Below are 21,457 nucleotides of genomic sequence, written 5' to 3'. Positions count from 1 at the left end.
TGCCTCCCGCCTCGTTACCGGGGCGGGCAAGCGCGGTAACGCGGCCGGCGACCGGGGAAACCCACGGCTTGAAGGCCGCTTGTTACCGCGCGCACCCCGTGCAATAGGCGCGACCCCCGCGAATGACCGTCGCTTGTTCGGAAAGGCACGCTATCGTGACTGGCGAGGCGCCCACCGCGCTCGGCCTCGATTTCGGCACGACGAACACCGTGATCGCGCTCAGCGATGGCGCCGGTGACGCGCGCCTCGTCCCGTTTCCGGGGGAGATGGCGAGCAGCCAGATTTTTCGCTCCGCCTTATGCTTCTGGGAAGAGGAAAGAGGGCTGCACGGGATTGCCAGCGAGGCTGGCCCCTGGGCGATCGCCGAATATCTGCAATCGCCGCTCGACAGCCGGTTCCTCCAATCGTTCAAGACGGTCGCGGCCAGTCCGCTGTTCGAACATGCCCAAATCTTCGGCCGGCGCTTTCGCTTCGAGGATCTGGGACAGCTATTTCTGCAAAAACTCAGGGCTCATGCCGGTGCGCCGTTGCGGTCGTTACCGCCGCGCATCGTCGTTGGCCGGCCGGTGGAGTTCGCCGGGGCGCGCCCCGATCCGGCGCTGGCGCGGCGGCGCTACGATCTGATGCTGGCGGCCTGGGGCAGCGAAATCCATTATGTCTATGAACCACTCGGCGCGGCGTTCGGCTTTGCCGCGCGGCTCGATCGGCCCGCGACGCTGCTCGTCGCCGACTTTGGCGGCGGCACGACCGATTTCTCGGTGGTGCGGGTCAGCGGACCCGGCGGCGCGACGCGGTGCCAGCCGCTCGCATCGGCGGGCGTGGGCATCGCCGGCGACCGGTTCGACAAGCGGATCATCGATCACCTCGTGCTGCCGCTGCTCGGAAAAGGAGGTCGCTACCGCTCGTTCGACAAGATCCTCGAGATTCCCGGCGGCTATTTCAGCGACTTCGCCGATTGGTCCCGGCTGGCGCTGATGCGCAATCGCCGCACGCTCGATGAATTGCGCAAGCTCCAGCGCGACGCGATCGATCCCGCGCCGATCGGGCGGATGATCGCGCTGATCGAGCACGAACAGGGCCTGCCGCTCTACGAAGCCGTCGGCCGGGTGAAACGTGCGCTGTCGATCGCCGAGGCGGCGGAGTTCACCTTTTCGGGCGGCGGGGTGGAGATCGCGGTCCCTGTCAGCCGGCGGCAGTTCGAGGGGTGGATCGCCGAGGACCTTGACCGGATCGAAGCGGCGATGGCGCTCGCGCTGTCCAGAGCCAAGCTAGACGCCGCCGCGATCGACCGCGTTTTCCTGACCGGTGGGTCTTCGCTCATCCCCGCGATCCGGGATCGCTTCGCGCGGCGCTTCGGGGCGGAGCGCATCGCCAGCGGCGATGAGCTCACCTCGATCGCCTATGGTCTCGCGCAGATCGGCAACGAGCCCAATCTCGCGGCGTGGAGCGTTCCCTGATCAGCCGTCGCGCGGCGCGGTCTCACCCCGCCTCGAGCGCTTCGAGCCGATCGCCATCCGCCAGCCAGGCGGCCTCGGTACTGGCGATGGCGGCCTCGATCGCGGCGCGGCGGCGAAGCTGCTCGGCGGGGTTCGCGCCGGCGTGGACCCGGGCGAGCGCTTGGTCGATCGCATCGCGCTCGGCGGTGAGCCGGGCGAGCTCGGCCTCGGCGGCCCGGAGCCGGCCGCGCAGCGCCTTGGCCTCGTCCCGCGTCGCGCCGCGTGGCCGCGCGGCCCCCTTGGCCCCGCCCCGCGGCCTCTCCCTGCCGGTGTCGCCGGCGAGGATGAAGCGCACATAATCGTCGATCGACCCATCGAACTCGCGCGCGGTGCCGCCATCGACGAGCACCAGCCGATCCGCGGTCATCTCCAGCATGTGGCGATCGTGGCTGACGATCAGCATCGCCCCGTCATAGCCATTGAGCGCCTGGATCAGCGCCTCGCGCGAATCGACGTCGAGGTGGTTGGTCGGCTCGTCGAGGATCAGCAGGTGCGGCGCGTCGCGGGTGATCAGCGCCAGCGCCAGCCGCGCGCGCTCGCCGCCTGAAAGCTTGCCGACCTCGGTCGTCGCCTTGGGGCCGGTGAAGCCGAAGCGGCCGAGCTGCGCGCGCACGGCGGCCGGCGTCGCGCCCTGCATCGCCCGTGTCATATGTTCGAGCGGGGTATCGGCGCGATCCAGTTCCTCGACCTGATACTGGGTGAAATAGCCAACCTTCATCCGCGAGGAGGCGTTCATGCTCCCCGCCATCGGCTTCAGCTGCGCCGCCAGCAGCCGCGCGAGCGTCGTCTTGCCATTGCCGTTGCGCCCCAGCAGCGCGACCCGGTCATCGGGGTCGATCCGCAGGTCGAGCCGGCGCAGCACCGGGGTTTCGCCATAGCCAACCTCGGCCAGATCGAGCGTGATCAGCGGCGGGCGCAACGCGTCGGGGCTGGGGAAGTCGAACGACAGGCTGGGATCGTCGATCAGCTCGGCGATCGGCTGCATCCGCGCGAGCGCCTTGACGCGCGACTGCGCCTGCTTGGCGGTGGAGGCGCGCGCGCTGTTGCGGGCGATATAGTCCTGCAGCTTGGCGCGCTCGGCCTGCTGGCGCGCGCGGGCCGACGCCAGTTGCGCCTGGCGCTCGGCGCGCAATCGCTCGAACGCATCATAGGTACCGGGGTAGAGCGTCAGCTTGCCGCGTTCGAGATGCAGAATGTGATCGACGACGTTGTTGAGGAAATCGCGCTCGTGGCTGACGATCAGGATCGTCGCGGGGTAATCGCGCAGGAAATCCTCCAGCCACATCACCGCCTCCAGATCGAGGTGGTTCGATGGCTCGTCGAGCAGCAGCACATCGGGGCGCGAAAAGAGCAACGCGGCGAGCGCGACGCGCATCCGCCAGCCGCCCGAAAAACTGTCGAGCGGCTGGTTCTGCGCGGCTTCGTCGAACCCCAGTCCGACCAGGATCTTAGCTGCGCGGGCCGGGGCGGCGTGGGCGTCGATCGTCTCCAGCCGGTCCCAGATTTCGCCGAGCCGATCGGGGTCTTGCGCGGTTTCCGCCTCGGTGAGCAACGCGGCGCGCTCGGTATCGGCGGCGAGCACGGTTTCGAGCGGCGTCGCGCTTCCCGCCGGCGCCTCCTGCGCCACCAACCCCAGCCGGTGGCCGCGCGGCATTTCCACCGCGCCGCTGTCCGGCTCCAGGTCGCCGGCGATCACGCGCACGAGCGTCGTCTTGCCGGCGCCGTTGCGGCCGATCAGCCCCACGCGGCTGCGCGGCGGCAGCGCGGCGCTCGCGCCGTCGATGATGGTGCGGCCACCGAGCCGGACGATAATGGCGTTGAGATTGAGCATCGCGGGCGCCGCCCTAGCAGCCCGCCACGCTTCGCCCAAGCGCCGTCGGCACCGCCTTGTCCGCCATCAGGGATTGAAAGGCGGGCGATGCCGACCGCGGCTATACCGCTTCGCGCTGGTCCGCCGTCGCCAGGCCCAACAGCCTGCGCCCTTCCTCGGTCTTGATCGAGAAATCGGTGCCGAGGAACGGGTCGGCCGCTGGGGTGCACAGCCAGGCGACGGCTTCGGCGGCCCATTCGGCGGGGATATAGGCGCTATCGGCGAGCTGGCTGACCGGATTGATGCCGGAGGCACGGATCGCAGCCTGCATCTCGCCGGCCACCGGACCCGGCGATAGCCCAAGCGAGCGGACGCCGTGTTCGCCATATTCCTTGTGGAGCTGGCGGGTGAGCATCTGCACGGCGGCCTTGCTCGCGCAATAATGGCTCCAGCCTTCCATCGGCGCGTTGGCGGCGCCCGAGTTCATCGCGACGATGGTGCCGCCGCCATTGCCGAGCATGAGGGCCAATGCGGCGCGAACGCAGTGATAGACGCCTTTCAGATTGACGTCGACGACCGCTCCCCAAGCGCCCGGATCGCTGTCGGCGATCCGGGCGATCGGCTCGATCGCGCCCGCATTGGCGACCATGATGTCGAGACGGCCCCGGCGCTCGACGCCGGCATTGATCGCCGCGACCACGTCGCCATAGCGGGTGACATCGCAAGCGACCGCATCGGCGAGACCGCCGGCGGCCCTGATCGCCTCGGCCACCGCGCGGGCGCCAGCCTGGTTTCGGGCGCTGACCACGACATGGGCACCGGCTTCCGCGAGGCGGCGGGCGATCGCGGCGCCGATGCCGCGATTAGCGCCGGTGACAAGGGCGACCTTCCCGGCAAGATCGATATCGTTCATGGCTCGGTTCCTTGAATGAGCGGCTTAGACGGCGAGCGCGGCGATGGCGGTGCGTGCGGCGTCGAGCGCTGTCTCGAGCGTATGCGGATCGCCCGTGGTTGCCTCGACCCCCATCAAGCGAATCTCCGTGAAGCCGAGAAAGCCGAAGAGGGTCGCGAGATAGGGTCGCACCAGATCGAGGGCGGCGAGCGGTCCGCCTTCGCCGTAACCGCCCGCGCCATAAGCGATGGCGATCGTGACCGGCTTGCCGGTGACGAGCCCGGTGAAGTTCGCCCCGTCATAGCTGAAGGTTCGTCCGATCCGCACGATCTGGTCGACCCAGGCCTTGAGCGCGGCGGGGATACCGAAATTGTACATCGGCGTGGTGACCAGCAGCGCGTTCGCGGCCTGGAGCTCGCCGATCAGCGCATCGGAGAGCGAGGTCGCGTCGCGCAGCGCATCGGTCATCGCCTCGGCGGGCGTGTAGAAGCCGGCGATGGTCTCGCTGGTGATTTGCGGGATCGGCGCGCGCGCGAGATCGCGCCGAACGACGGCGCCCGAGGGATGGCGCGTACGCCACGACGCTTCAAAACTGTCGCCAAGCTGGCGTGAATATGAATCTTCCACGCGGGCACTGGCATCGATGCGGAGCAGGGTTGTCATGAGGTCGTCCTTGGTAGTGAAGGTCTCGCCTCGGCTATTCTCCTTCCAGAACTTGATAAACCTGGCCATCTGCATTAGACCTTTGCTCATCTTGCAAAGGTGGGGCGGTGGACACCGAAGCGCTCAGGGTCTTTGTCGACGTCGCGCACAGCGGCAGCTTTTCGGCGGTGGCGCGCGGCCGGCGGGTCGAGCCATCGTCGATCTCGCGCGTCATCGCCGCGATCGAGGCGGAGCTTGGCGAACGACTGTTCCAGCGCACCACGCGCAAGCTCACGCTGACCGAGGCGGGCACGCTCTACCTCGCCCGGGTCGCGCCGATCGTCGCGCAGCTCGACGAAGCGGCGGCGGAGGCGCGCGCTATCGGGCGCGGACCCGTTGGTACGCTGCGGCTTTCGGTTTCGGTCGCCTACGGGCTGGCGCGGATCGTGCCGTTGCTAGGGCAATTCCAGGCGCGCTTCCCGGCGCTGACGATCGAGCTGCTGATGAGCGACGCGCAAGTCGATCTGGTGCGCGACGGGATCGACCTGGCCATTCGCCTCGCCCCCGGTGTCGATGCCAATGTCGTGGTGACCAAGCTCGCGGATACCCGCTACCACGTCGTCGCCAGCCCGGATTGGCTGGCCGCGCATCCGCTGGAGACCCCCGCGGCGCTTCGCGATCATCCCGTGCTGCGCTTCACGCTGCCGGGCTATCGTGACCGTTGGCTGTTCCGCGATGCTCGCGGCGATGTCGCCACGGTCTCGGTCCATGGCCCGATCTTGATGTCCAACGCGCTCGGCCTGCGCGACGCCGCCATCGCCGGCCTCGGCCCGGCGCTGCTCGCCGATTGGACGATCGCGCGCGATCTTGCCGACGGACGCCTGGTCGATTGTTTCCCGGGCGTCCGCGTCACCGCGACCGATTTCGATACCAGCGCCTGGGCGATCTACCCGAGCCGAAACTTCCTGCCGAGCAAAGTCCGCGTCACCATCGACTTCCTGCGTGAGATGCTCGCGGCGGACACCGCCCCGTCCGGGCGCGGCATCGTCGGGCCGAGCGCGCCAGGCGCATCATAATCGCGCTGTCCTCCCCCGCGAACGTGGTCCCAGCCTTTCTGACCGGGTGCAGCGTGGCGGCATCAGCGAGGTCCGGCCAAACGACCTTGTCTAGCTATGGCCGGGGCCAAGGCGGGCACCGCGTCACCCGCGCAGCGTGCGGCTGTAAAGCCAACCGATGCCGATCAGACTGAAGCCGAGCCCCATGAAGCTCGCGATCCGCAGCAGGCCATCAAGCCCCGCCGCATCGACCAAAAACACCTTCGCGACCGCCAGGACCATCAGTACCAGCGATGCGAGCCGCCAAATCCGCAGCTCGCGCCGGATGCCCCACAACAAATAGCCGAGCGCCAAGACGATCGCGAGCACCGAGCGCAGCAGGTTCTCGGTCGGCGCGATCGTCGGCAGGTTGAGCAGGCTGCCGGTGAACAGCTGCCGCAACGTCGCGTAGGCGAAGAGCAGGATCAGCGCCATCGCCCCCAGTTGCACCGGCGTGTCGGGGAGGCCGCCGAGCTTGGGGTCGATGCGCCGCGCTGCCCAGACGGCGAGCGCGGGCACGGCGAGGCTTGGCAACAGCAGATTGGCGACCGGCAGCGCGCCCACCGCCTGGCTCGCCCAGAAGGGGTTGTGGAGCGCAAGGCTATAGACCGTCCAATGCCCGCCCGCGAGGGCAAGCAGCGCGAGCGCCGGCCACCGCCCTCCGTTTGAGCGTGCCAACGCGGCGCCAATCGTGACGAGCAGCAGTTCCCACAGGGTCCGCTCGGCCAGGCCCCAGGCGGTGAACATATCGCCACCGCTCAGCGCGAACAGGTGCTTGTAAAGGCTGTGCGCAGTGATCAGCGCGAGCAGGGCGAACAGTCCTGTCGCCCAGGCGCGCGGCAGCCGCGGCAGCGCCTTTCGGCCGCGCCAGAGCGAAGCGGCAAGGATCAGGACGGGCAAGAGCAACCGACGCAGGATCGGATCGAACGTTGGGACCGACGTCACCAGCATCGGCATTCCGGCAAGCGAGCGCAGCGCGGCCCCGATCCACAGCGCGAGCGGCGCCGCCGCCCAGCCGAGCACGACCAGCGCGAGTGTACCCCTTGCGTGGTGCGCCGGACCGATATGCCCGCGTTCGCCGATCTCGGTCAGCGCCAGCACGCCGAGCGCGGCGCTGATCGGCAACCACATCGCCGGCACGAATTGCGCGATCAGGCCATAGCCGAGCACCGCGGCGGTAAGCTCATAGCTCGGGTCGGGCAGCGGTCGTACGCCATGCCCCTCGACGGTCTGGCGCGCGCGGTCGAGCCGCTCGCGCCGGGTGAGCGCGACGGCGATCGCGGTCACCGCGCCCCAGCGCAGCAGCGCGGCGCCAAGCGGACCGCCGGGCGCGGCCATGATCAACCGCGTGAGTTCGCCCCGTGTGAAGCCGCTCATCGCCAGCAATACCACCGCTGCGCCAAAGCTCACGCGGACGACGAGCGCGACGAGCGGCGCGTCGTCGGTTCGCCAGCCCGCGAGCAGCGCGGCGGCGACGAACGCGGCGGCGACCGGGGTGAGCCAGAAGGGCAGGCCCAGCAGAGCCGCCGCCAGCACCAGCAGCGCGCTAGGAGCGAGCAGCACCGCGAAACGCGCATCGCCCGCGCGGCTTGGGTCGCGCCAACAGAGCATCACGCCGAGCGCCGAGGGCAGCGCGCAAGCGAGCGCCAGCGCGCTCAGCCCCACGTCGGGGAGCGGCACGGGATGCGCCCCGCGCAGGAGCCATAGCACCAGGCTGGCGAGGCCGACGCTCGCAAGCAGCCCGGTGTCGAGCCAATCGCCGCGCCGGCGCGCGACGCGGACGAGCGCGGGCGCCGCGCTGACCAGTACCGTCCCGGTCAGTACCGCCGCGAGCAACCCCGGCGGCGGCATCGGCCACAGCGCCACCAGCGCGAAGCTCGTCGTAGGCGGCAGCGCCAGCAGCGGGCGCAGCGGCGGCGCGCGTCCCGTCAACCACAGCAGCGCGAGCGCGAGCGTCGCGTACAGCCCCCAGCTAAGCGGCGCGAAGCCCCCTTGGACGACAATCAGCGCGATCTGGAGCGCGGCGAACAGCGCTGCTCCTGCCTGGAGCGGCGCGCGGCGCTCGGGCATGAGATTGACCGGCAGGACGAAGCCGAGCAGCAAGGCGAGCAAGCCAAGGGTCAGCACCGCGCTGCCGTCGAGCGGGAAGAAAGCGATCACGAACAGGATCCAGCCGCCGCCGCCGACGAGCCCGGCGACGCCCAGCCAGAACCAGCGCTGCCGTCGGGAGACCAGGCTGAGGCTGCCGATCACCACCCCCAGATAGCCGGACAATAGCGGCAGATTGGGCGCGTCCGAGCGCACCAGCGCGGGCGTCGCGAGCCCCCCGACCAGCGCCAGCACCGCGGTGGGCGCGCCGAAGCGCAATGCCAATACAAGCGCCAGCCCGGTCACCGCGCTCAAGCCGATAAAGGCCAGCTCGGGCGCGATCAGCGCATAGAGATTGGCGGCGGCGAGCATGCTGGCATAGAGGCCGCCAACACCCGCGCCAGCGAGCGCCTGGGCGACGCGCGGATCGGCGGCGAGCGCCGGCGTGCGCCTGGTGGCCTCGGCCCCGGCGATCAGCCCGGCGCCGAAGATCAGCCCGAGCATCACCCGCACGGGCTCGGTCACCAGCCCGGTCTCGATCGTATATTTGACGAGCAGCACGGCGGCGACGATCAGCGTGATTCCACCGACCCAGATCGGCAGGCGCCGCCCGAACAGGTCCTCAAGGCCGAACGCGGGTCGCCTGGTCTGGACCGGGGCGGGCTCGGCCCCAGCTGGTTCGCCGGGTTCGGCTTGGGTTTCGGGCGCGTCCGGCTCGCGCACGACTGGCTCGGACGGCGCCGGCTCGGCCGCGACGGGGGGCGGCGGCACGCTCGTCACCGCCTCGCGCTCGGTCGGAAGGGCGAAGGGCGAGACACGCGGCGGCGCTTGCGCTTCCCGCCAGCGGGTTGGGGCGGCGCTTGGCGGAGGATCGACCGGCTCGGCCGGAGCCGGCGGTCGCTCCGCTGCGAGGTCGCTCAACCGCAGCACCTCGAAACCTATCTTCCGCAGCCGCTCCTCCGCCAGTGCCAGGCGCTTGCGCAAGTCGAGCAGGACGATGACCAGGCCGAACATGGCCAAGGTCAGGATGAGCGACGTCATGCCAACACCCCCAAATGAGCGACTGCCGGTCGATGGTCGCTCGCCCTGCTCAAGTTTCGGTAAATCGCGATACCCCGGCCGATAAGAGCACCTACCTAACGGGAAATAGCGCCAACAAGGCAAGCAAAAGAAAACGCCACCGCCGCGGTCATCGTTACATGATCGAGCTTTGCGATGATCGACAGATCACGTCGCGCCAGCGTTCTTCATGGCCGTGCTCCGAGTTTAACCCAGGGAATAGCGGGCGCGACGCTCAATCCGAAAGTACCGCCAGTGAAGAGCGTATCGCGTTGCCGTCCATCATCAGGGCCGTGGCATCCACGGGATAGCCTGGCGCCGGCAACGCCTCGGTCATGCGCGGGACGTGATCGACGGCGTTCGGCACGGGGCAGCGCGCGGAAGCCCGAGCCCGGCGCTACCCCATCGGAACCGATGATGTTAATCAAATGGTCGAGCGCGCATCACCGTGCCGAGCGATGTCGCTGCCGGCGCACCAGCCACAATCCGGCCAGCACCGTGACGACCATGATCAGATACGCGACGATGCCGCCCACGCTGCCCGCTGGGATAGCGGCGAGCAGCAGCGTATCGTTGCCGCCGGGAATGAGCGTGCCGCCGATTGCCATCATCGCTCCACCGACGATCGACTGCGCCACGCCGGTAAGCGAGGGTTGGCGAAAGACAAACGCCCGCGCGGCGACGGCGCCGGCAAGCGCGCCGCCCAGCAAAGCAAGCGCCGTCGCCGCCGCGCGCATATCGGCGGCCATGTCCAGCCGGCCGCCGCGCCGGACGATCGCGTGAATGGAGTCGCCATAGACCCAATGTGGCTCCAGCGCGAACAGCAGCGCGCCGAACCCGCCCATCGCCAGCATCAGGATACGGCGCCAGGAGGCCCCTGGCCGGCTCGCGCGGTCGGACCGGCGATGCCATTGCCAGGCCCAACCCAGCAGAAGGAGGAAGACAAGGATGCTCGCCCACGCCGCCAGCGGCGGCATCGCGGCAGGTGGCGCGTGTGTCGGATCGGCACCCAGCGCATACCGCCGCTCAACGACCGCATAGCCCAGCGCGAGCCCGGCGGGGAGCGCCAGGAAACGCAGCTCCCCGCGCCCGATCCGCGCCAGCGTGCCCAGCAGGCACGCATCGTTGATCAAGGCGCCGATCCCGATCAGCATGGCGCCGAGCACCAGCGGCGCGGAAATCGGCGCATTCTGGGCCAGGTGGATCGACCCGCCCAGGAACCAGCGCAGCGACAGCGTCGCGATCCCGGCAGCACCGACCGCAATCGCAAAGCCGTACAGCGTCGTGCCGCGGCGGTGGACCAGCACTTCCTTGGCGGCGGCGACGGAACAGGTGCTGGTGCCGCCGATCGCCAAGCCGACCAGGAAAGCGCAGAGCAGAACGACGGTCAGCAGCATGACACCGGCCGCGACCGCCCAATACGTTCATCATGCCGCTGCCCCCGGCGGCGCTCGACTACGCTCATCTGCTCCCCTCACGGGCCTCGATAGCGCAGATCGTTCGGCGGATCGCCCAATTTTGTTTCGGGTGCGAACTTTGGCGGCGAGGTGGGAGGTTGTCGTGCGGCGTCGGGTATCGAACCTTTGGTCCGTGAGACGGCGATCAGGGCGCAACGCTCCTGCGTGCCACGGTCCGCACCGCTGGGTCGAGCCAGGCTTCCGGCGCGGCGTCGAAATCGAACAGCTTGGTGGCGATGCGATCGGGCTGGAAATGCCCGTGGCGGCACGCCGCGAGCAGCGGCTCGATCTGGGTCCGCACATTGGCGCGGCCGGTGCGGAACGAGATGCCCTTGTGATACAGTTCGGCGAGGGGCACGCCGGTCAACGGACGCAGATGGATGCTGACGCTGGTGAACAAGCCCTCGGGCTCGGTCGCGCGCAGCGCCTGCACAAGTGTCTCCGCCTGGCCATCGGCATCGACCACGATCTCGAACGGGCGATCGGCTTCCCAGGGGCGCTTGACGACGGTCGCACCATAGCGCGCCGCCTCCGCCAGGCGGGCGTCGTCATCATCGACATAGGTGACGTGCCCCGCGCCGAGCGCGACCGCCAGCGCCGCCGCATAGATGCCGATCACCGAGGCAAGCCCGCCGACCACCAGCACCGACGCTCCCGGCCGCTCGCGCAGTTGCGGGGCGACTGACCGCCAGGCGTCGAGCGCCATGTCCGCCGCGCCGATCATCGCGACCGGATCAGCGCCCGGGGGCAGCGGCACCAGCATCGCGTCGGCGAAGGGGACACGCACCAGATCCGCCGCCGCGCAGCCGAAGTCGCCCTCGCGGTTCATGCCATAGCCGGCCCCGAACGGCACCGACTGGCACCGCCCGGTGAAGCCGCGCCGGCAATTGCGGCAGGTGCCGCAGCTGATCTGCGACGGCACGATCACGATCTGTCCGACCGATACCGAGCGGACGAGATCGCCGACATCGACCACCTCGCCGATCATCTCATGCCCGATCGGCTCGCCCTCGCGCATCGGGGCGAGCCCGCGCACGAAGCCGACATCGAGATCGCAGCGCCCCAGCACGATCGGTCGCACCACCGCCTCGATGCCGCTCCGCACCACCGCGTCGGGCACCTCGCGCCATTCGACCGCGCCGGGGCGCACGAAGGTCAGCTGCCGCATCAAGGCTGCGCCTGCGCCGCCGCCGGAACCGGCGCATTGTCGAGCACGACCGGCACATCATAATAAGTGATCGTCGCGGTCGCGTGATAGGTGGCCGCGATCCGCGCTTTCCACGCCTCGCCGAACCAGCTCTGCGCGGCGGCGCGGGTGGTGAACAGATAGACGCCGCCGAAGTCGCTGCTGCCGATCGTGAAATATTTGCGCAGCAGGCCGGGCACCTTGCGATAGTCGGGCACCGCCTTGCGGATGGCGGCTTCGATCTGCGGACGCGACGCGCCGGCGGGCAGCGGGATCGAGACCACCACGGTCACGGGTGGCTCGGCCGGGGTTTGCGCGGGGGCGGCGGCGGGAAGGGCGGCGACGAACAACGCGGCGCTCGACAAGCGAAAGATCATGGTAAGCTCCTTGGTTGCACGGCTCATTCTGGCAAACGCGCAGCCCGGCGATAGTCGGGATCAGCGCAAACCAGCCTTGCGTTTCTCGCAACGATCAATAGCCATCGGGCGATGGACACGGATGATCTGCTGTGCCTGCGCGATGTGATCGCGGCCGGTTCGCTCACCGCGGTCGCGCGCAAGCGCGGCGTGGCGGTATCGACGATCGCCCGCCGGCTCGATGCGATCGAGGCGACGCTCAAGCTCACGCTGGTCGATCGCGGCCGCAGTGGCGCGCAGGCGACCGAACATGGCCGGCGGATCGTCGCGCTGGCGACCCCCTTGCTCGACGAGGCCGATCGCCTGGCGCGCGCCGCCGAAAGCCTGCGCCATGACCGTCGCCGCGAAATCGTGGTGACCGCGACCGAGGCGGTGATCAGCGACGTGCTCGCGCCCGCCATCCCGCAGCTCGCTCCCGAAATCCGGCTTGACTTGCGCGCGGAGGCGGCGGTGGTCAGTCTTGCCGGGCGCGAGGCGGATATCGCGATCCGCATGAGCCAGCCGCAGGGTGCCAGCCTGATCGCGAAGAAGCTCAAGCCGCTGCGCCTGGGGCTATATTGCAGCCCCGCCTATCTCGCCGGGCGCGCGGCGGACCGGCTGGTCCTCACCGAGGAGCGTTTGCTGGTCTATGACGAAAGCTATGGGCGGCTCCCTGAACTGGGCTGGCTGGGGCCGCGGCTGCTGGGGGCGGTCGCCTGTCGCACCAACAGTACCCGGGCATTGCTCAACATGGCGGTCGCCGGTGTCGGGATCGCGATATTGCCGGCGATCTTCGCGGTGCCGAGCGGATTGTGCGAGGTCTCCGCCGGCATCACCCTCGCGCCGCGCACCCCCTGGATCGTGATCCGCGCCGACCTGCGCCGCGAGCCCGACATGCGCAAGGTGCAGGCTTGGATCTCCCAGGCCTTCGCCAGTGCCGCGCGGCGCGGCGATGCGCCATGGCGTGGCGGCGCGACCAAACGGGGTGGTTTTCGCGCTAGCCAGCCATCCGCCTGAATTTCCGGCCTTCAACCTTGAGCCACCTCACGCGCATTCCCCTTCGATCCGCGCGGCGGGCGGACAATCTGTCCCGCGTCGGGCGTCGGCTCAGAAACCCAGCCGCCCAACCGTGCCAGGCTTTGCCTCGCTCTCCTGTTCCAGTCTCGCCAAGATGGCGCGCGGATCGGCGGTGGGCAGATGCCGTGATTGGCGGGCCACCACCGCGAAATCCCCTGGCGTGAGATTGGCCAGCCTTTCCAGGCCAGCCGGCGCCGCCATACCGAAAAAGCGGCTGAAAGCACGCGCCGCACGCTCCGGCCCCAGCGGGCGCAGATCGAGCTTGAAGACGAAGCGCCGCAGCGTCGCGGGGTCGAGCGCGCCGGGATGGTTGGTCGCGGCGACGACCGGATAGGGATGGCGGTCAAGCCAGGTGAGGAGTTCGTTGACCTGTCCCACTTCCCAGCAGTTCTGCGCGCGGGTGCGGTCGAAGAGCAGCGAGTCCGCCTCGTCGAACAGCAGCACGCCTTCGCGGCGTCGCGCCTCGGCAAAGGCCCCGGCGATCTGCGCTTCGGTTTCGCCGACCCACTTCGATAGCAGGTCCGAGGCGCGCTTGACGATCAGCGGCCGATCGAGCGCGCGGGCGAGGTGATGCGCGAGCGCGGTCTTGCCGGTGCCCGGCGGGCCGCTCAGCAACAGCGAGACATCGGTTGCCCCGCTGGTACGGATCGCGTCGAACAAAGGCGCGATCGCCCGATCGCTTTCGAACAGATCGAGGTCGAGCAGATCGGGTCCGTCGAGGGCCACCTCGCCGCCGCGTAAGGCCCGGACCAGCGTTCCAGCGACCGCCGCCCCGCCGTCGGGTTCGTCCGCCAGCTTCGCCGCGCGCACGGCGACCCGCAGTACCGTCGCGGTTTCGGGTGCGTTTTCGATCAAGCGATCGAACTGCGCGCCGCGCTCGACACCCTCTTCGCGGGAGATGCGATCGAACATGCGCAGCGCCACCCGCCGTGGCGGCAGATCGAGCTTTAGGATGTAGCTCATCCGCCGCAGGATCGCGTTGTCGATGTTGCCGATCGCGTTGGTCGTCCAGATCACGGGCGCCGTATTGGTCTCCAGCGTCCGGTTGACGAACACCTTGCTACCCTTGCGCCGCGAGAACCAGTCTCCCGACGACCGCTCGCTGTCGCCGATCAGGTCTTCCATCTCGTCGAACAGCAGCACCGTGCCACCCCGGCCACCGATCAGCCGCTGGGCTAGCCGCAGCGCGCTTACCCGTTCGTAGCGTTCGGGCTCTTCGCCATCGTCATCCGCCTCGCCAACGCCGCGCAGGACCGCGCCAGCGGCGGCGGCGAGCGTTCGGGCAAGCTCGGTCTTGCCGGTGCCAGGCGGCCCGTGCATGAGGATGTTGATACCGGGCGCACGCTCGCGGAGCGAGCCCGCGAGGAGCCGGACCAGAAATCCGGCCTCGGGAACATGGGCGAAATCGTCGAGGCTCAGCGCGGCGCGCTGGCGGGCACCGACCAGCGCGTCGATCATCGCGACGGCCGAGGCGGGCGCTTGATCGAGCAGCTTTTCGAGCCGCCAGCCAATGTCGACCTCGACGAATCCTTGGCGATTGGCGACGAAGCCGATCAGTCCCAGCCGCAACACCACACTCTGCCGGACGACGCGCCCGGCGTCGTGCGGCTCGGCCCCGGCGAGCGTGCCGAGCAGCGCCGGCAGGTCGCGCCTGTGCCGCGCGGCGATGTCGACCAGCGCGGCGACGCGATGGAGGCGGTCACATGCGATCATGAGTTCGAGCAACGCGGTGTCGACCGGCCCCAGACCAAGCAGGCGGGCGAGTTCGTCGGCAAGGTACAGCACATGCGGGCGCACCTCGCCGAGCGGCCGCGCCTGGGCGACGCCGGCGAGCAGGCTTTCCCAGCAAAGCCCCTTGAAGTGGCGCACCGGCGCGTCGGCGAGTAGCCAGTCGGCATGGGGTTGCGCCCACTCGGTGATGGCCTCGGCAATCGGCGCGGACGCCGGCGTGCCGTGGCCGATCCGACGCAACAGGCGCCGGACGATCTGATGTTCGTTCATATGGTCCCACTGGTCGCGGGCGAGGCGCGTCAGCGCGCCGTCCCGGCTGTTTCGAGTGTTGTCGATCATCGAAGCGCGGCCGCGGGTGGTCCCGCCCTGCCGCAGCGCCGTGGGACGCTTACGAGAAGGGCTGGAAACCGGCGGGCACGATGCCCCGAATAGCGGTCAGGTCCAGCAATTCATGTCTCCAAAACGACGCTTGAACGGGCGCGTCGCGGCGGGCCCCGTAACGCAAAATCACCGCCGCAACAACCCGCGCCGAATAATGCGCCCACCCGCGCGGACGACCACCAATGTGCTCTGGCGGCGGCATCTTCGTCCTCGCCTGCCCGCGGCTTGGCGTTACTCGTGCTGATCGTCGATCGGTTGACCCGGTGCTGATCGATCGAGGACGGCGATCCGCGCTGTCAACCGCCCGACCTCTCGCTCGAGCGACCGAAGGCGGCGATCGTTGACTTCGTGCGGGGTGGTGTCGGCCGCTTCGGCGAAGGCCGTCAGCCAGGCCATGGCGCGCGCCCAGATACCCAAGGGTTGGGCCGGCATGTGATTATCGGTCGTCATCGCCCGGCGCTCCTCCGCAGGCGGTCAACACTTCCGAGGCAAGCTCGGGATCGCTGGCGCGGGCGATCACCATCGCGCCCACCAGCATGGTGAATTCCCTGATCGCCGCGGTACGACGGCTGGCCGCCGATCCCTTGCGGGTGCTGGCAAGCGCGCCGATCATGCGGCGGACACCAGCGCCAAAAGCCCGTTTGATCGCGGTCGATGCGCGGCTGATTTCCGGCCCCAGCGCCGCGACCGGACAGCCAAAGCCGCGTCGCTCCACATGCTCGCGGGCGAGATAAAGCGAGGCATAGGGCGGGGGCGGGCCACCTTCGCGCGCCTGCACCGCGGCCAGCAGTTCGGGAAAGGCCTGCAGCATCGCCGCGCTAGGGTGGTCGCCGCCGGCAAGCTCGACGAACTGGTTGAACGCGCTTTCCAGAGCGGCTTCGATCAGCGCGTCCTTGCTATCGAAATGCTTGTAGAAACCGCCATGCGTCATCCCGGCGTCGTTCATCACGTCGGCGACGCTGGCACCGTCCAGTCCATGCTCGCGGAACAACCGCGCCGCGCTGGTGACGATGCGCGCGCGGCTGCGCTGCTTCTCCTCCGCCGACATCCGCATCGACCCGTTGCTCCCGCAAAATGGCACTTGACGAAATGGATTATCACTATAATCCTTATAGAAGTCAATCATCATCCATAATAGGTGATCTTGCTGGAGGACAGGCAGCGATGAAGCCCACGATCCTGGTAACCGGCGCAACGGGCAAGACGGGTGCCGCCGTTGCCGCTCAACTGCTCGCCAATGGCTATCCGGTGCAGGCGATGGTCCGCGCGCAGGACGCGCGAAGCGCCGCGCTGGCGCGCCTGGGGGCCAAGGTCGTGGTCGCGGACATGTATGATCCCGACCAGCTGCTCGATGCGCTGCGCGGGGTGCAGCGCGCTTATTACGTCCCGCTGATGCAGCCCTACATGATCCAGGCCGCGGCCGCCTTCGCCGTCGCCGCGCGCGAGGCGAGGATCGAGGCGATCGTCCAGATGAGCCAGTGGACGTCGCACCGCGCGCATCCCACCGCGATGACTCAGCAGACCTGGCTGGTCGATCGCCTGTTCGCCGATCTGCCGGGGATCGCGCATGTCATCTTCAATCCCGGCATGTTCGCCGACAATTTCCTGCGGACCATCGATTTCGCCGCCTTGCTCGGCATCTATCCAATGATCTCCGGCAGCGGCAAGGCGGCGCCCGTTTCCAATGAGGACATGGCGCGCACGGCGGCGGCGATCCTAGTGGAGCCCGAACGCCATGCCGGCATGTCTCTGCGCCCCACCGGCCCCGAACTGCTCGACGCGCGCCAGATGGCGGCGATCGTCGCCAAGGCGGTCGGCCATTCGGTGATGCCGATCAATCTGCCGATCTGGATGCTTGGCAAGGTCGCGCAGCAGCAGGGGGTGAACCCCTATGAGATCAGCATCCTGCGCTATTACATGGAAGACATGAAGCGCGGCACCTTTGCCTTTGAAGGCGGGGTGACCGATGTTGTCGAACGCTTGACCGGCACGCCCGCCGAGAGTTTCGAGACCACGGCCCGGCGCTATGCCGCCATGCCCTTCGCGCGCCAGACTTTCGCCAATCGGCTGAAAGCGTTCATCAAGTTCAACCTCACGCCCTTCTATCCGGGATATAATTTCGACAAGTGGGACAAGCGCATGGGCCTGCCCATGCCGCGCCATCCGAGCTTTTCGATCGAAGACGAGCGCTGGCGGCGGGAGCATGAGGCGATGATGGCGCGCCAGCCACAACCCGTGGCGGCAGCTGAGCGGCTGCGCGCGGTGTGATCCGGCGCGACGGCCGCTCCTGGTCGACCGCCTCGCCATGGCGGTCGACCAGCCACGACGATTTCGATGCCAATCACCGAAAGGCAGGACGATGAAGCTCTACAGCCTTCCGCTATCCCCCTTCGCCGCGCGCGTTCGCCTAGCCGTTTATCGCAAGGGGCTGGAGGATAGGATCGAAATCCTCCGGCCGCCCGAAGGCGGCACGCGCGGCGAGGCCTATCTGGCGCTCAACCCGATCGGCCAGGTGCCCGCGCTGACGCTCGATTCCGGGCTGACGCTGGCTGAATCGTCGGTCATCCTCGAATATCTCGAGGACGCTTTTCCCGAGCCTTCGCTGCGCCCGGCCGACGCGGAGGGCCTCGCGCGGATGCGGTTGCTGCTCAAGGTCCCCGATGGCTATTTCTTGGGCGCGCCGCGTATCCTGCTGGGGATGCGCCAGCCGGAGCATCGCCAGCCTCAGCTCGTCGCGCCCGCGATGGAGAACCTGCATAAGGCGCTGTCCTATACCGAGCATTACATTGGCAAGGGCGCATGGGCGGTGGGAGACCTGCCCACGCTCGCCGACTGCGCGCTGGTGCCGGTGCTGAACGCGGTCAACCTGATCGCGATGGTCCATGACGAGCCTGACCTGCTCGCCCCCTATCCCAAGCTCCACGCCTATTGGACCCAGGCACAGCAGGAGCCGATCAACGCGCGCGTCATCGCCGAGCAACTCGCCGCGGTGCCGCCGATTCCGACGGGAGTGGCGGCATGACCGACGCTATCGCTGTTCGCGATCATTATCAGGCCGCGATCGAAGACCGTGCGGCGCTGCTCGCGCGGATCGCCGCCGCCGTCGACGCGCTGGAGCCGCCGATCGACGCGCGCAAGCTCGCGCCGCTCGACCAGTTCCACATGGGCGGGCTGGCCGCGACGGCGGTGGTCGCCGAGCGGGCTCGACCGGCGCGCGGGGAGGCGGTGCTCGACGCCGGTTCAGGGCTGGGCGGCCCTGCGCGTTACCTTGCCGAAACCTTTGGCTGCCAGGTCGAAGGCGTCGACCTCTCTCCCGACTATGTCGCGATCGCGCGCCTGCTTACCGACCGTGCCGGGTTGAGCGATCGCGTCAGCCTCAGCGAGGGCGACCTGCTGCACCTGCCGTTCGACGATGCGCGCTTCGACCTGGTCTGGACGCAGCATGTCGCGATGAATATCGCCGATCGTCCCGGCCTCTACCGCGAATTGCGCCGCGTGCTGAAGCCGGGCGGGCGTCTGGTGTTCTACGACCCGGTGGCGGCGGACGACCATCCCGATCTCACATATCCGGTTCCCTGGGCACAGACCGCGCGAACCAGCACCCTGCTGACGATCGCCGAAACCAGCACGGCGCTGGCTGATGCCGGCTTCGACGCCATCGCGATCGACGACGTGACCGAGGCCGCGCTGGGCTGGGCGGCGCAACAAGGGCTGCCGACCCAGAGCGCCATGAACGCCGGCATGGTCGTCGGCGCGCGCATGGCGGGGATGGCGGCCAATTTCATGCTCAATCTGCGCGAGGGCCGGGTAAGGCTCGGCCTGGGCGTCGCGGCCGCGCGCCAAGGAGCGGCCGCATGACGATCGGCTTTCCAGCTGTTTCCGCCGCGACGGGGGGCGTTTTGCTGATCCTGCAGATGCTGCTGGGGTTCATCACCAGCGGGGCGCGCGGCCGGGCAGGGGTTTGGATCGGCGATGGCGGCGTTGCGGCGCTGCAGCGTACCGCGCGGCGTCATGGCAACCTGGCCGAAAATGCCGGGCTATTCCTGGCGGGGTTCACTTTGCTGGAACTGTCTGGGCGCTGGCCGATGCTGCTGCTGATCCTGTGCCCGACCTTCCTCGTCCTCCGCCTGTTCCATGCCGTCGGCCTGTCGCGCGCGAATACCAGCAACGCAGCCCGCCTGGTCGGGGGCGCCGGGACTTATCTGGCCGGCTTGGTGCTTGGCGGCGCGCTGGTCTGGATCGGGGTGGCGCGGGCGACCGAGATCGCGGGTTTCGCCGTGGCGCGCGGGGCGCTGTTCGGTTGAAGGGTCGCACGACCGGTCAAGCGCCCGGGCTTGAAACGGATGATCGCGGTGCCGGCCGTCGCGCTTGTCCCCGTCAGGTTTCACGTCTTGAAGCTGGCGGGTATCGGGCAGTCGGTGCAGACGCGGTCGTCGCACATCCGGCATAGCTGGCATCGCTCGAGATCGCTGGAGGGCAGCGACGCCAACAGCCGCGACAGGAGCGCGGCCAGAGCCTCTTCCTCCGCCTCGCTGAGCGGGGACAAGAGCGGCTTGATCGCCGCCAGCCGCTCGGCCAGCAGCGTTTCGCGGACCGCATGACCTTGCTCGGTCAGGAATAGCGCCACGGCGCGCCGGTCCCGCGCCGGACGCCTTTCGACCAGCCCATCGGCCACCAGCCTGTCGAGCAGGCGTACGGCACCTGGGTGCGACAGACCGAGGATGCGGCGTAGCTGATCGTTGGAAGGCCCCAGGCCGTACCCAATCACGATCAGTGCCGCGGGCGTTTCGCCGGCGCGGTTCATCACGTCCAAGGCAACAGCCGCGATCCGATCGGCCACGGCCAACCCGATCGCCCCCAGCAAATTCGCGGTTCGATCGCTCATTTCACCCCATTACGTGACCAGCGCACGTTTTTCAATTGACGATACGTGCGTTGCGCACGTATCGTTAGCAAGAGCCACTGCATGGAGGATGTCGCAATGTCTGACCTATCGGCCGAGCACGCCAATTTTTACGAGCGCTTCAAGTCATTCTGGGCAGCGCCATCGGGCGAACGCGTGCTGGAGATCATCGCACCCGACGCGGTCATCCACTTCACCGGCGCGGGGCACATGTCGGGGCGGGACTATGCGGCTTGGATGGGGGAGGCTCTGGCCCGCTTCGAAGGATTGGCGGTTACCCCCATGGACAGCGCCGGCAACCGCGACATGCTCTACATCGCCTGGGAAGCGTCCGCCGACATGCATGGAGAGCGGCGCACCTATCGCGGGGTCGACCGTTTCCGCCTGAGGGACGGCATGGCGATTGAAGAGCACGTGATCTTCGATTCGGCGGTTCTAACGCCCGCAGGACGCGTGGGCATCGATAAAGGATCAGCAGGATAGGGTGGGCGTGGAGACATCGGGCGCGCCGCGAGACGCTCCTCTCGTTTTCGCTGTCACCAAGCATCGACCGCCACCAGGCAACTGACAATTGGCGCTTCGGCGGCCGTCCGGTGTTGCTAAGCCCGCAAGGCATCTAGGAAGTGGGTAGCGAGCTTCAGCAGATCCGGAGACCGTGAGCGCCATCACGGTTGTGATCGCCGCCGCGGGAACGACGCCCGGTGCCAATGTCAGCGGCGACATCTCAGCCGAAGTCGCCGAGGAACTGGCCCGCTATATTCGCGAACAGAAGCTGGCTGGCCCCGCGCTGATCGGTCATTCGATGGGCGGTACGATCGGGATGATGCTCGCCAGCCCCCACCCCTCAAGGCGGCAGACGATCAATCCCGCCATTGGAGATTTCAAAGCTGTCTAGTGGCGACAGAGGGGGGTGTTTCTAGGCAGGGTTAGTCAGATGACCCTAACCCATTGGCAATCTGGAGCGGGCGAAGGGATTCGAACCCTCGACCCCAACCTTGGCAAGGTTGTGCTCTACCCCTGAGCTACGCCCGCTCTGGCGCCATCGGGGAGAGGGCTCCCCGCGGGTGAGGGCGGGCCATTAGCAGGCGAATCGGGGACTGCCAAGCCCTTTCGCCACATCGCTCGATCCGCTCGCATGGAACAGGAGCCAGCACGATCACGAAAGGCCTTGGCTTGGCGCCCCCGCGCGCCCAAATAGGCGCCTGTCATGACCATTGCGGGGCCACGCCCCGCCAGGAGCAAGTGA

Annotated in this window: 20 protein-coding genes and 1 tRNA gene; 9 read left to right on the top strand and 12 right to left on the bottom strand. The window is 68.5% G+C overall.

Annotated elements, in window-relative coordinates:
* Positions 1-155 precede the first annotated feature (155 nt).
* Positions 156-1,457: an Hsp70 family protein gene (locus K2X73_RS12235; protein WP_294111255.1), complete on the top strand. Its 1,302-nt coding sequence runs from the start codon at positions 156-158 to the stop codon at positions 1,455-1,457.
* A 22-nt stretch (positions 1,458-1,479) separates the two neighbouring features.
* On the opposite strand, the gene K2X73_RS12230 is transcribed toward K2X73_RS12235, so the two are convergent.
* The 3 genes from K2X73_RS12230 to K2X73_RS12220 all read right to left on the bottom strand — a co-directional run bounded on the left by K2X73_RS12230 (position 1,480) and on the right by K2X73_RS12220 (position 4,861).
* Positions 1,480-3,327 (bottom strand): ABC-F family ATP-binding cassette domain-containing protein, encoded by a 1,848-nt coding sequence (locus tag K2X73_RS12230; RefSeq protein ID WP_294111254.1) that lies wholly within the window; start codon positions 3,325-3,327, stop codon positions 1,480-1,482.
* 100 nt (positions 3,328-3,427) lie between these two features.
* A complete protein-coding gene (locus K2X73_RS12225; protein ID WP_294111252.1) occupies positions 3,428-4,219 on the bottom strand; it encodes an SDR family oxidoreductase in 792 nt (263 codons plus the stop codon).
* A 24-nt stretch (positions 4,220-4,243) separates the two neighbouring features.
* Positions 4,244-4,861, bottom strand: a complete 618-nt coding sequence (locus K2X73_RS12220) for an NAD(P)H-dependent oxidoreductase (protein ID WP_294111251.1) — start codon at positions 4,859-4,861, stop codon at positions 4,244-4,246.
* 107 nt (positions 4,862-4,968) lie between these two features.
* Here K2X73_RS12220 and K2X73_RS12215 point away from each other — a divergent pair, with 107 nt between their 5' ends.
* Positions 4,969-5,916 carry a LysR family transcriptional regulator gene (locus K2X73_RS12215; RefSeq protein WP_294111250.1) on the top strand — a complete coding sequence of 316 codons (948 nt, stop codon included), beginning with the start codon at positions 4,969-4,971 and terminating at the stop codon, positions 5,914-5,916.
* A 123-nt stretch (positions 5,917-6,039) separates the two neighbouring features.
* On the opposite strand, the gene K2X73_RS12210 is transcribed toward K2X73_RS12215, so the two are convergent.
* From K2X73_RS12210 to K2X73_RS12195, 4 genes are all read right to left on the bottom strand, one after another.
* Positions 6,040-9,063, bottom strand: coding sequence for a DUF2339 domain-containing protein (locus K2X73_RS12210; RefSeq protein ID WP_294111249.1), 3,024 nt, complete (start codon positions 9,061-9,063; stop codon positions 6,040-6,042).
* Positions 9,064-9,524: 461 nt separating this feature from the next.
* On the bottom strand, positions 9,525-10,478 hold the full coding sequence (locus tag K2X73_RS12205; protein ID WP_294111247.1) for a YeeE/YedE thiosulfate transporter family protein: 954 nt from the start codon (positions 10,476-10,478) through the stop codon (positions 9,525-9,527).
* A 205-nt stretch (positions 10,479-10,683) separates the two neighbouring features.
* Positions 10,684-11,706 carry an alcohol dehydrogenase catalytic domain-containing protein gene (locus tag K2X73_RS12200; RefSeq protein ID WP_294111246.1) on the bottom strand — a complete coding sequence of 341 codons (1,023 nt, stop codon included), beginning with the start codon at positions 11,704-11,706 and terminating at the stop codon, positions 10,684-10,686.
* The gene (locus K2X73_RS12195; protein WP_294111245.1) at positions 11,706-12,101 is read right to left on the bottom strand and encodes a hypothetical protein; all 396 of its coding nucleotides are present in this window, start codon (positions 12,099-12,101) and stop codon (positions 11,706-11,708) included. Before K2X73_RS12195 ends, K2X73_RS12200 begins: the two co-directional genes overlap by 1 nt.
* 111 nt (positions 12,102-12,212) lie before the next feature.
* Here K2X73_RS12195 and K2X73_RS12190 point away from each other — a divergent pair, with 111 nt between their 5' ends.
* Entirely contained in the window at positions 12,213-13,136 is a 924-nt protein-coding gene (locus K2X73_RS12190; RefSeq protein WP_294111243.1) for a LysR family transcriptional regulator, read from the top strand.
* Positions 13,137-13,226: 90 nt separating this feature from the next.
* Here the strand turns inward: K2X73_RS12190 and K2X73_RS12185 are convergent, their stop codons facing one another.
* From K2X73_RS12185 to K2X73_RS12175, 3 genes are all read right to left on the bottom strand, one after another.
* Positions 13,227-15,266 (bottom strand): ATP-binding protein, encoded by a 2,040-nt coding sequence (locus K2X73_RS12185; RefSeq protein WP_294111242.1) that lies wholly within the window; start codon positions 15,264-15,266, stop codon positions 13,227-13,229.
* A 273-nt stretch (positions 15,267-15,539) separates the two neighbouring features.
* Positions 15,540-15,758: a hypothetical protein gene (locus K2X73_RS12180; protein WP_294111241.1), complete on the bottom strand. Its 219-nt coding sequence runs from the start codon at positions 15,756-15,758 to the stop codon at positions 15,540-15,542.
* Positions 15,745-16,362, bottom strand: coding sequence for a TetR/AcrR family transcriptional regulator (locus K2X73_RS12175; RefSeq protein ID WP_294111239.1), 618 nt, complete (start codon positions 16,360-16,362; stop codon positions 15,745-15,747). The genes K2X73_RS12180 and K2X73_RS12175 overlap by 14 nt, the downstream gene beginning before the upstream one ends.
* Positions 16,363-16,472: 110 nt before the next feature.
* Between K2X73_RS12175 and K2X73_RS12170 the strand changes: the two genes are divergently transcribed.
* The 4 genes from K2X73_RS12170 (at position 16,473) to K2X73_RS12155 (ending at position 19,612) form a co-directional block, all read left to right on the top strand.
* The gene (locus tag K2X73_RS12170; RefSeq protein ID WP_294111238.1) at positions 16,473-17,576 is read left to right on the top strand and encodes an NmrA family NAD(P)-binding protein; all 1,104 of its coding nucleotides are present in this window, start codon (positions 16,473-16,475) and stop codon (positions 17,574-17,576) included.
* A gap of 91 nt (positions 17,577-17,667) precedes the next feature.
* Positions 17,668-18,330 (top strand): glutathione S-transferase family protein, encoded by a 663-nt coding sequence (locus K2X73_RS12165; protein ID WP_294111236.1) that lies wholly within the window; start codon positions 17,668-17,670, stop codon positions 18,328-18,330.
* The gene (locus K2X73_RS12160; protein WP_294111234.1) at positions 18,327-19,166 is read left to right on the top strand and encodes a methyltransferase domain-containing protein; all 840 of its coding nucleotides are present in this window, start codon (positions 18,327-18,329) and stop codon (positions 19,164-19,166) included. Before K2X73_RS12165 ends, K2X73_RS12160 begins: the two co-directional genes overlap by 4 nt.
* Positions 19,163-19,612: an MAPEG family protein gene (locus K2X73_RS12155; RefSeq protein ID WP_294111232.1), complete on the top strand. Its 450-nt coding sequence runs from the start codon at positions 19,163-19,165 to the stop codon at positions 19,610-19,612. Before K2X73_RS12160 ends, K2X73_RS12155 begins: the two co-directional genes overlap by 4 nt.
* A gap of 80 nt (positions 19,613-19,692) precedes the next feature.
* Here the strand turns inward: K2X73_RS12155 and K2X73_RS12150 are convergent, their stop codons facing one another.
* Complete coding sequence (locus tag K2X73_RS12150; protein ID WP_294111231.1) at positions 19,693-20,193, bottom strand: MarR family transcriptional regulator; 501 nt, start codon at positions 20,191-20,193, stop codon at positions 19,693-19,695.
* Positions 20,194-20,274: 81 nt separating this feature from the next.
* On the opposite strand from K2X73_RS12150, the gene K2X73_RS12145 reads away from it, so the two are divergent.
* Together K2X73_RS12145 and K2X73_RS12140 are read left to right on the top strand one after the other, a co-directional pair.
* Positions 20,275-20,694 (top strand): nuclear transport factor 2 family protein, encoded by a 420-nt coding sequence (locus K2X73_RS12145; RefSeq protein WP_294111230.1) that lies wholly within the window; start codon positions 20,275-20,277, stop codon positions 20,692-20,694.
* 172 nt (positions 20,695-20,866) lie between these two features.
* Entirely contained in the window at positions 20,867-21,106 is a 240-nt protein-coding gene (locus K2X73_RS12140) for an alpha/beta fold hydrolase (protein WP_294111229.1), read from the top strand.
* Between the two features lie 62 nt (positions 21,107-21,168).
* On the opposite strand, the gene K2X73_RS12135 is transcribed toward K2X73_RS12140, so the two are convergent.
* Positions 21,169-21,243 (bottom strand) — tRNA-Gly (locus K2X73_RS12135).
* Between the last annotated feature and the right edge of the window lie 214 nt (positions 21,244-21,457).

It is taken from the genome of Sphingomonas sp. (assembly GCF_019746665.1).
Lineage (GTDB): Bacteria > Pseudomonadota > Alphaproteobacteria > Sphingomonadales > Sphingomonadaceae > Sphingomonas.
The sequence above is the reverse complement of the archived record's forward strand: the minus strand, read 5'-3'. Positions and strand labels throughout refer to the sequence as shown.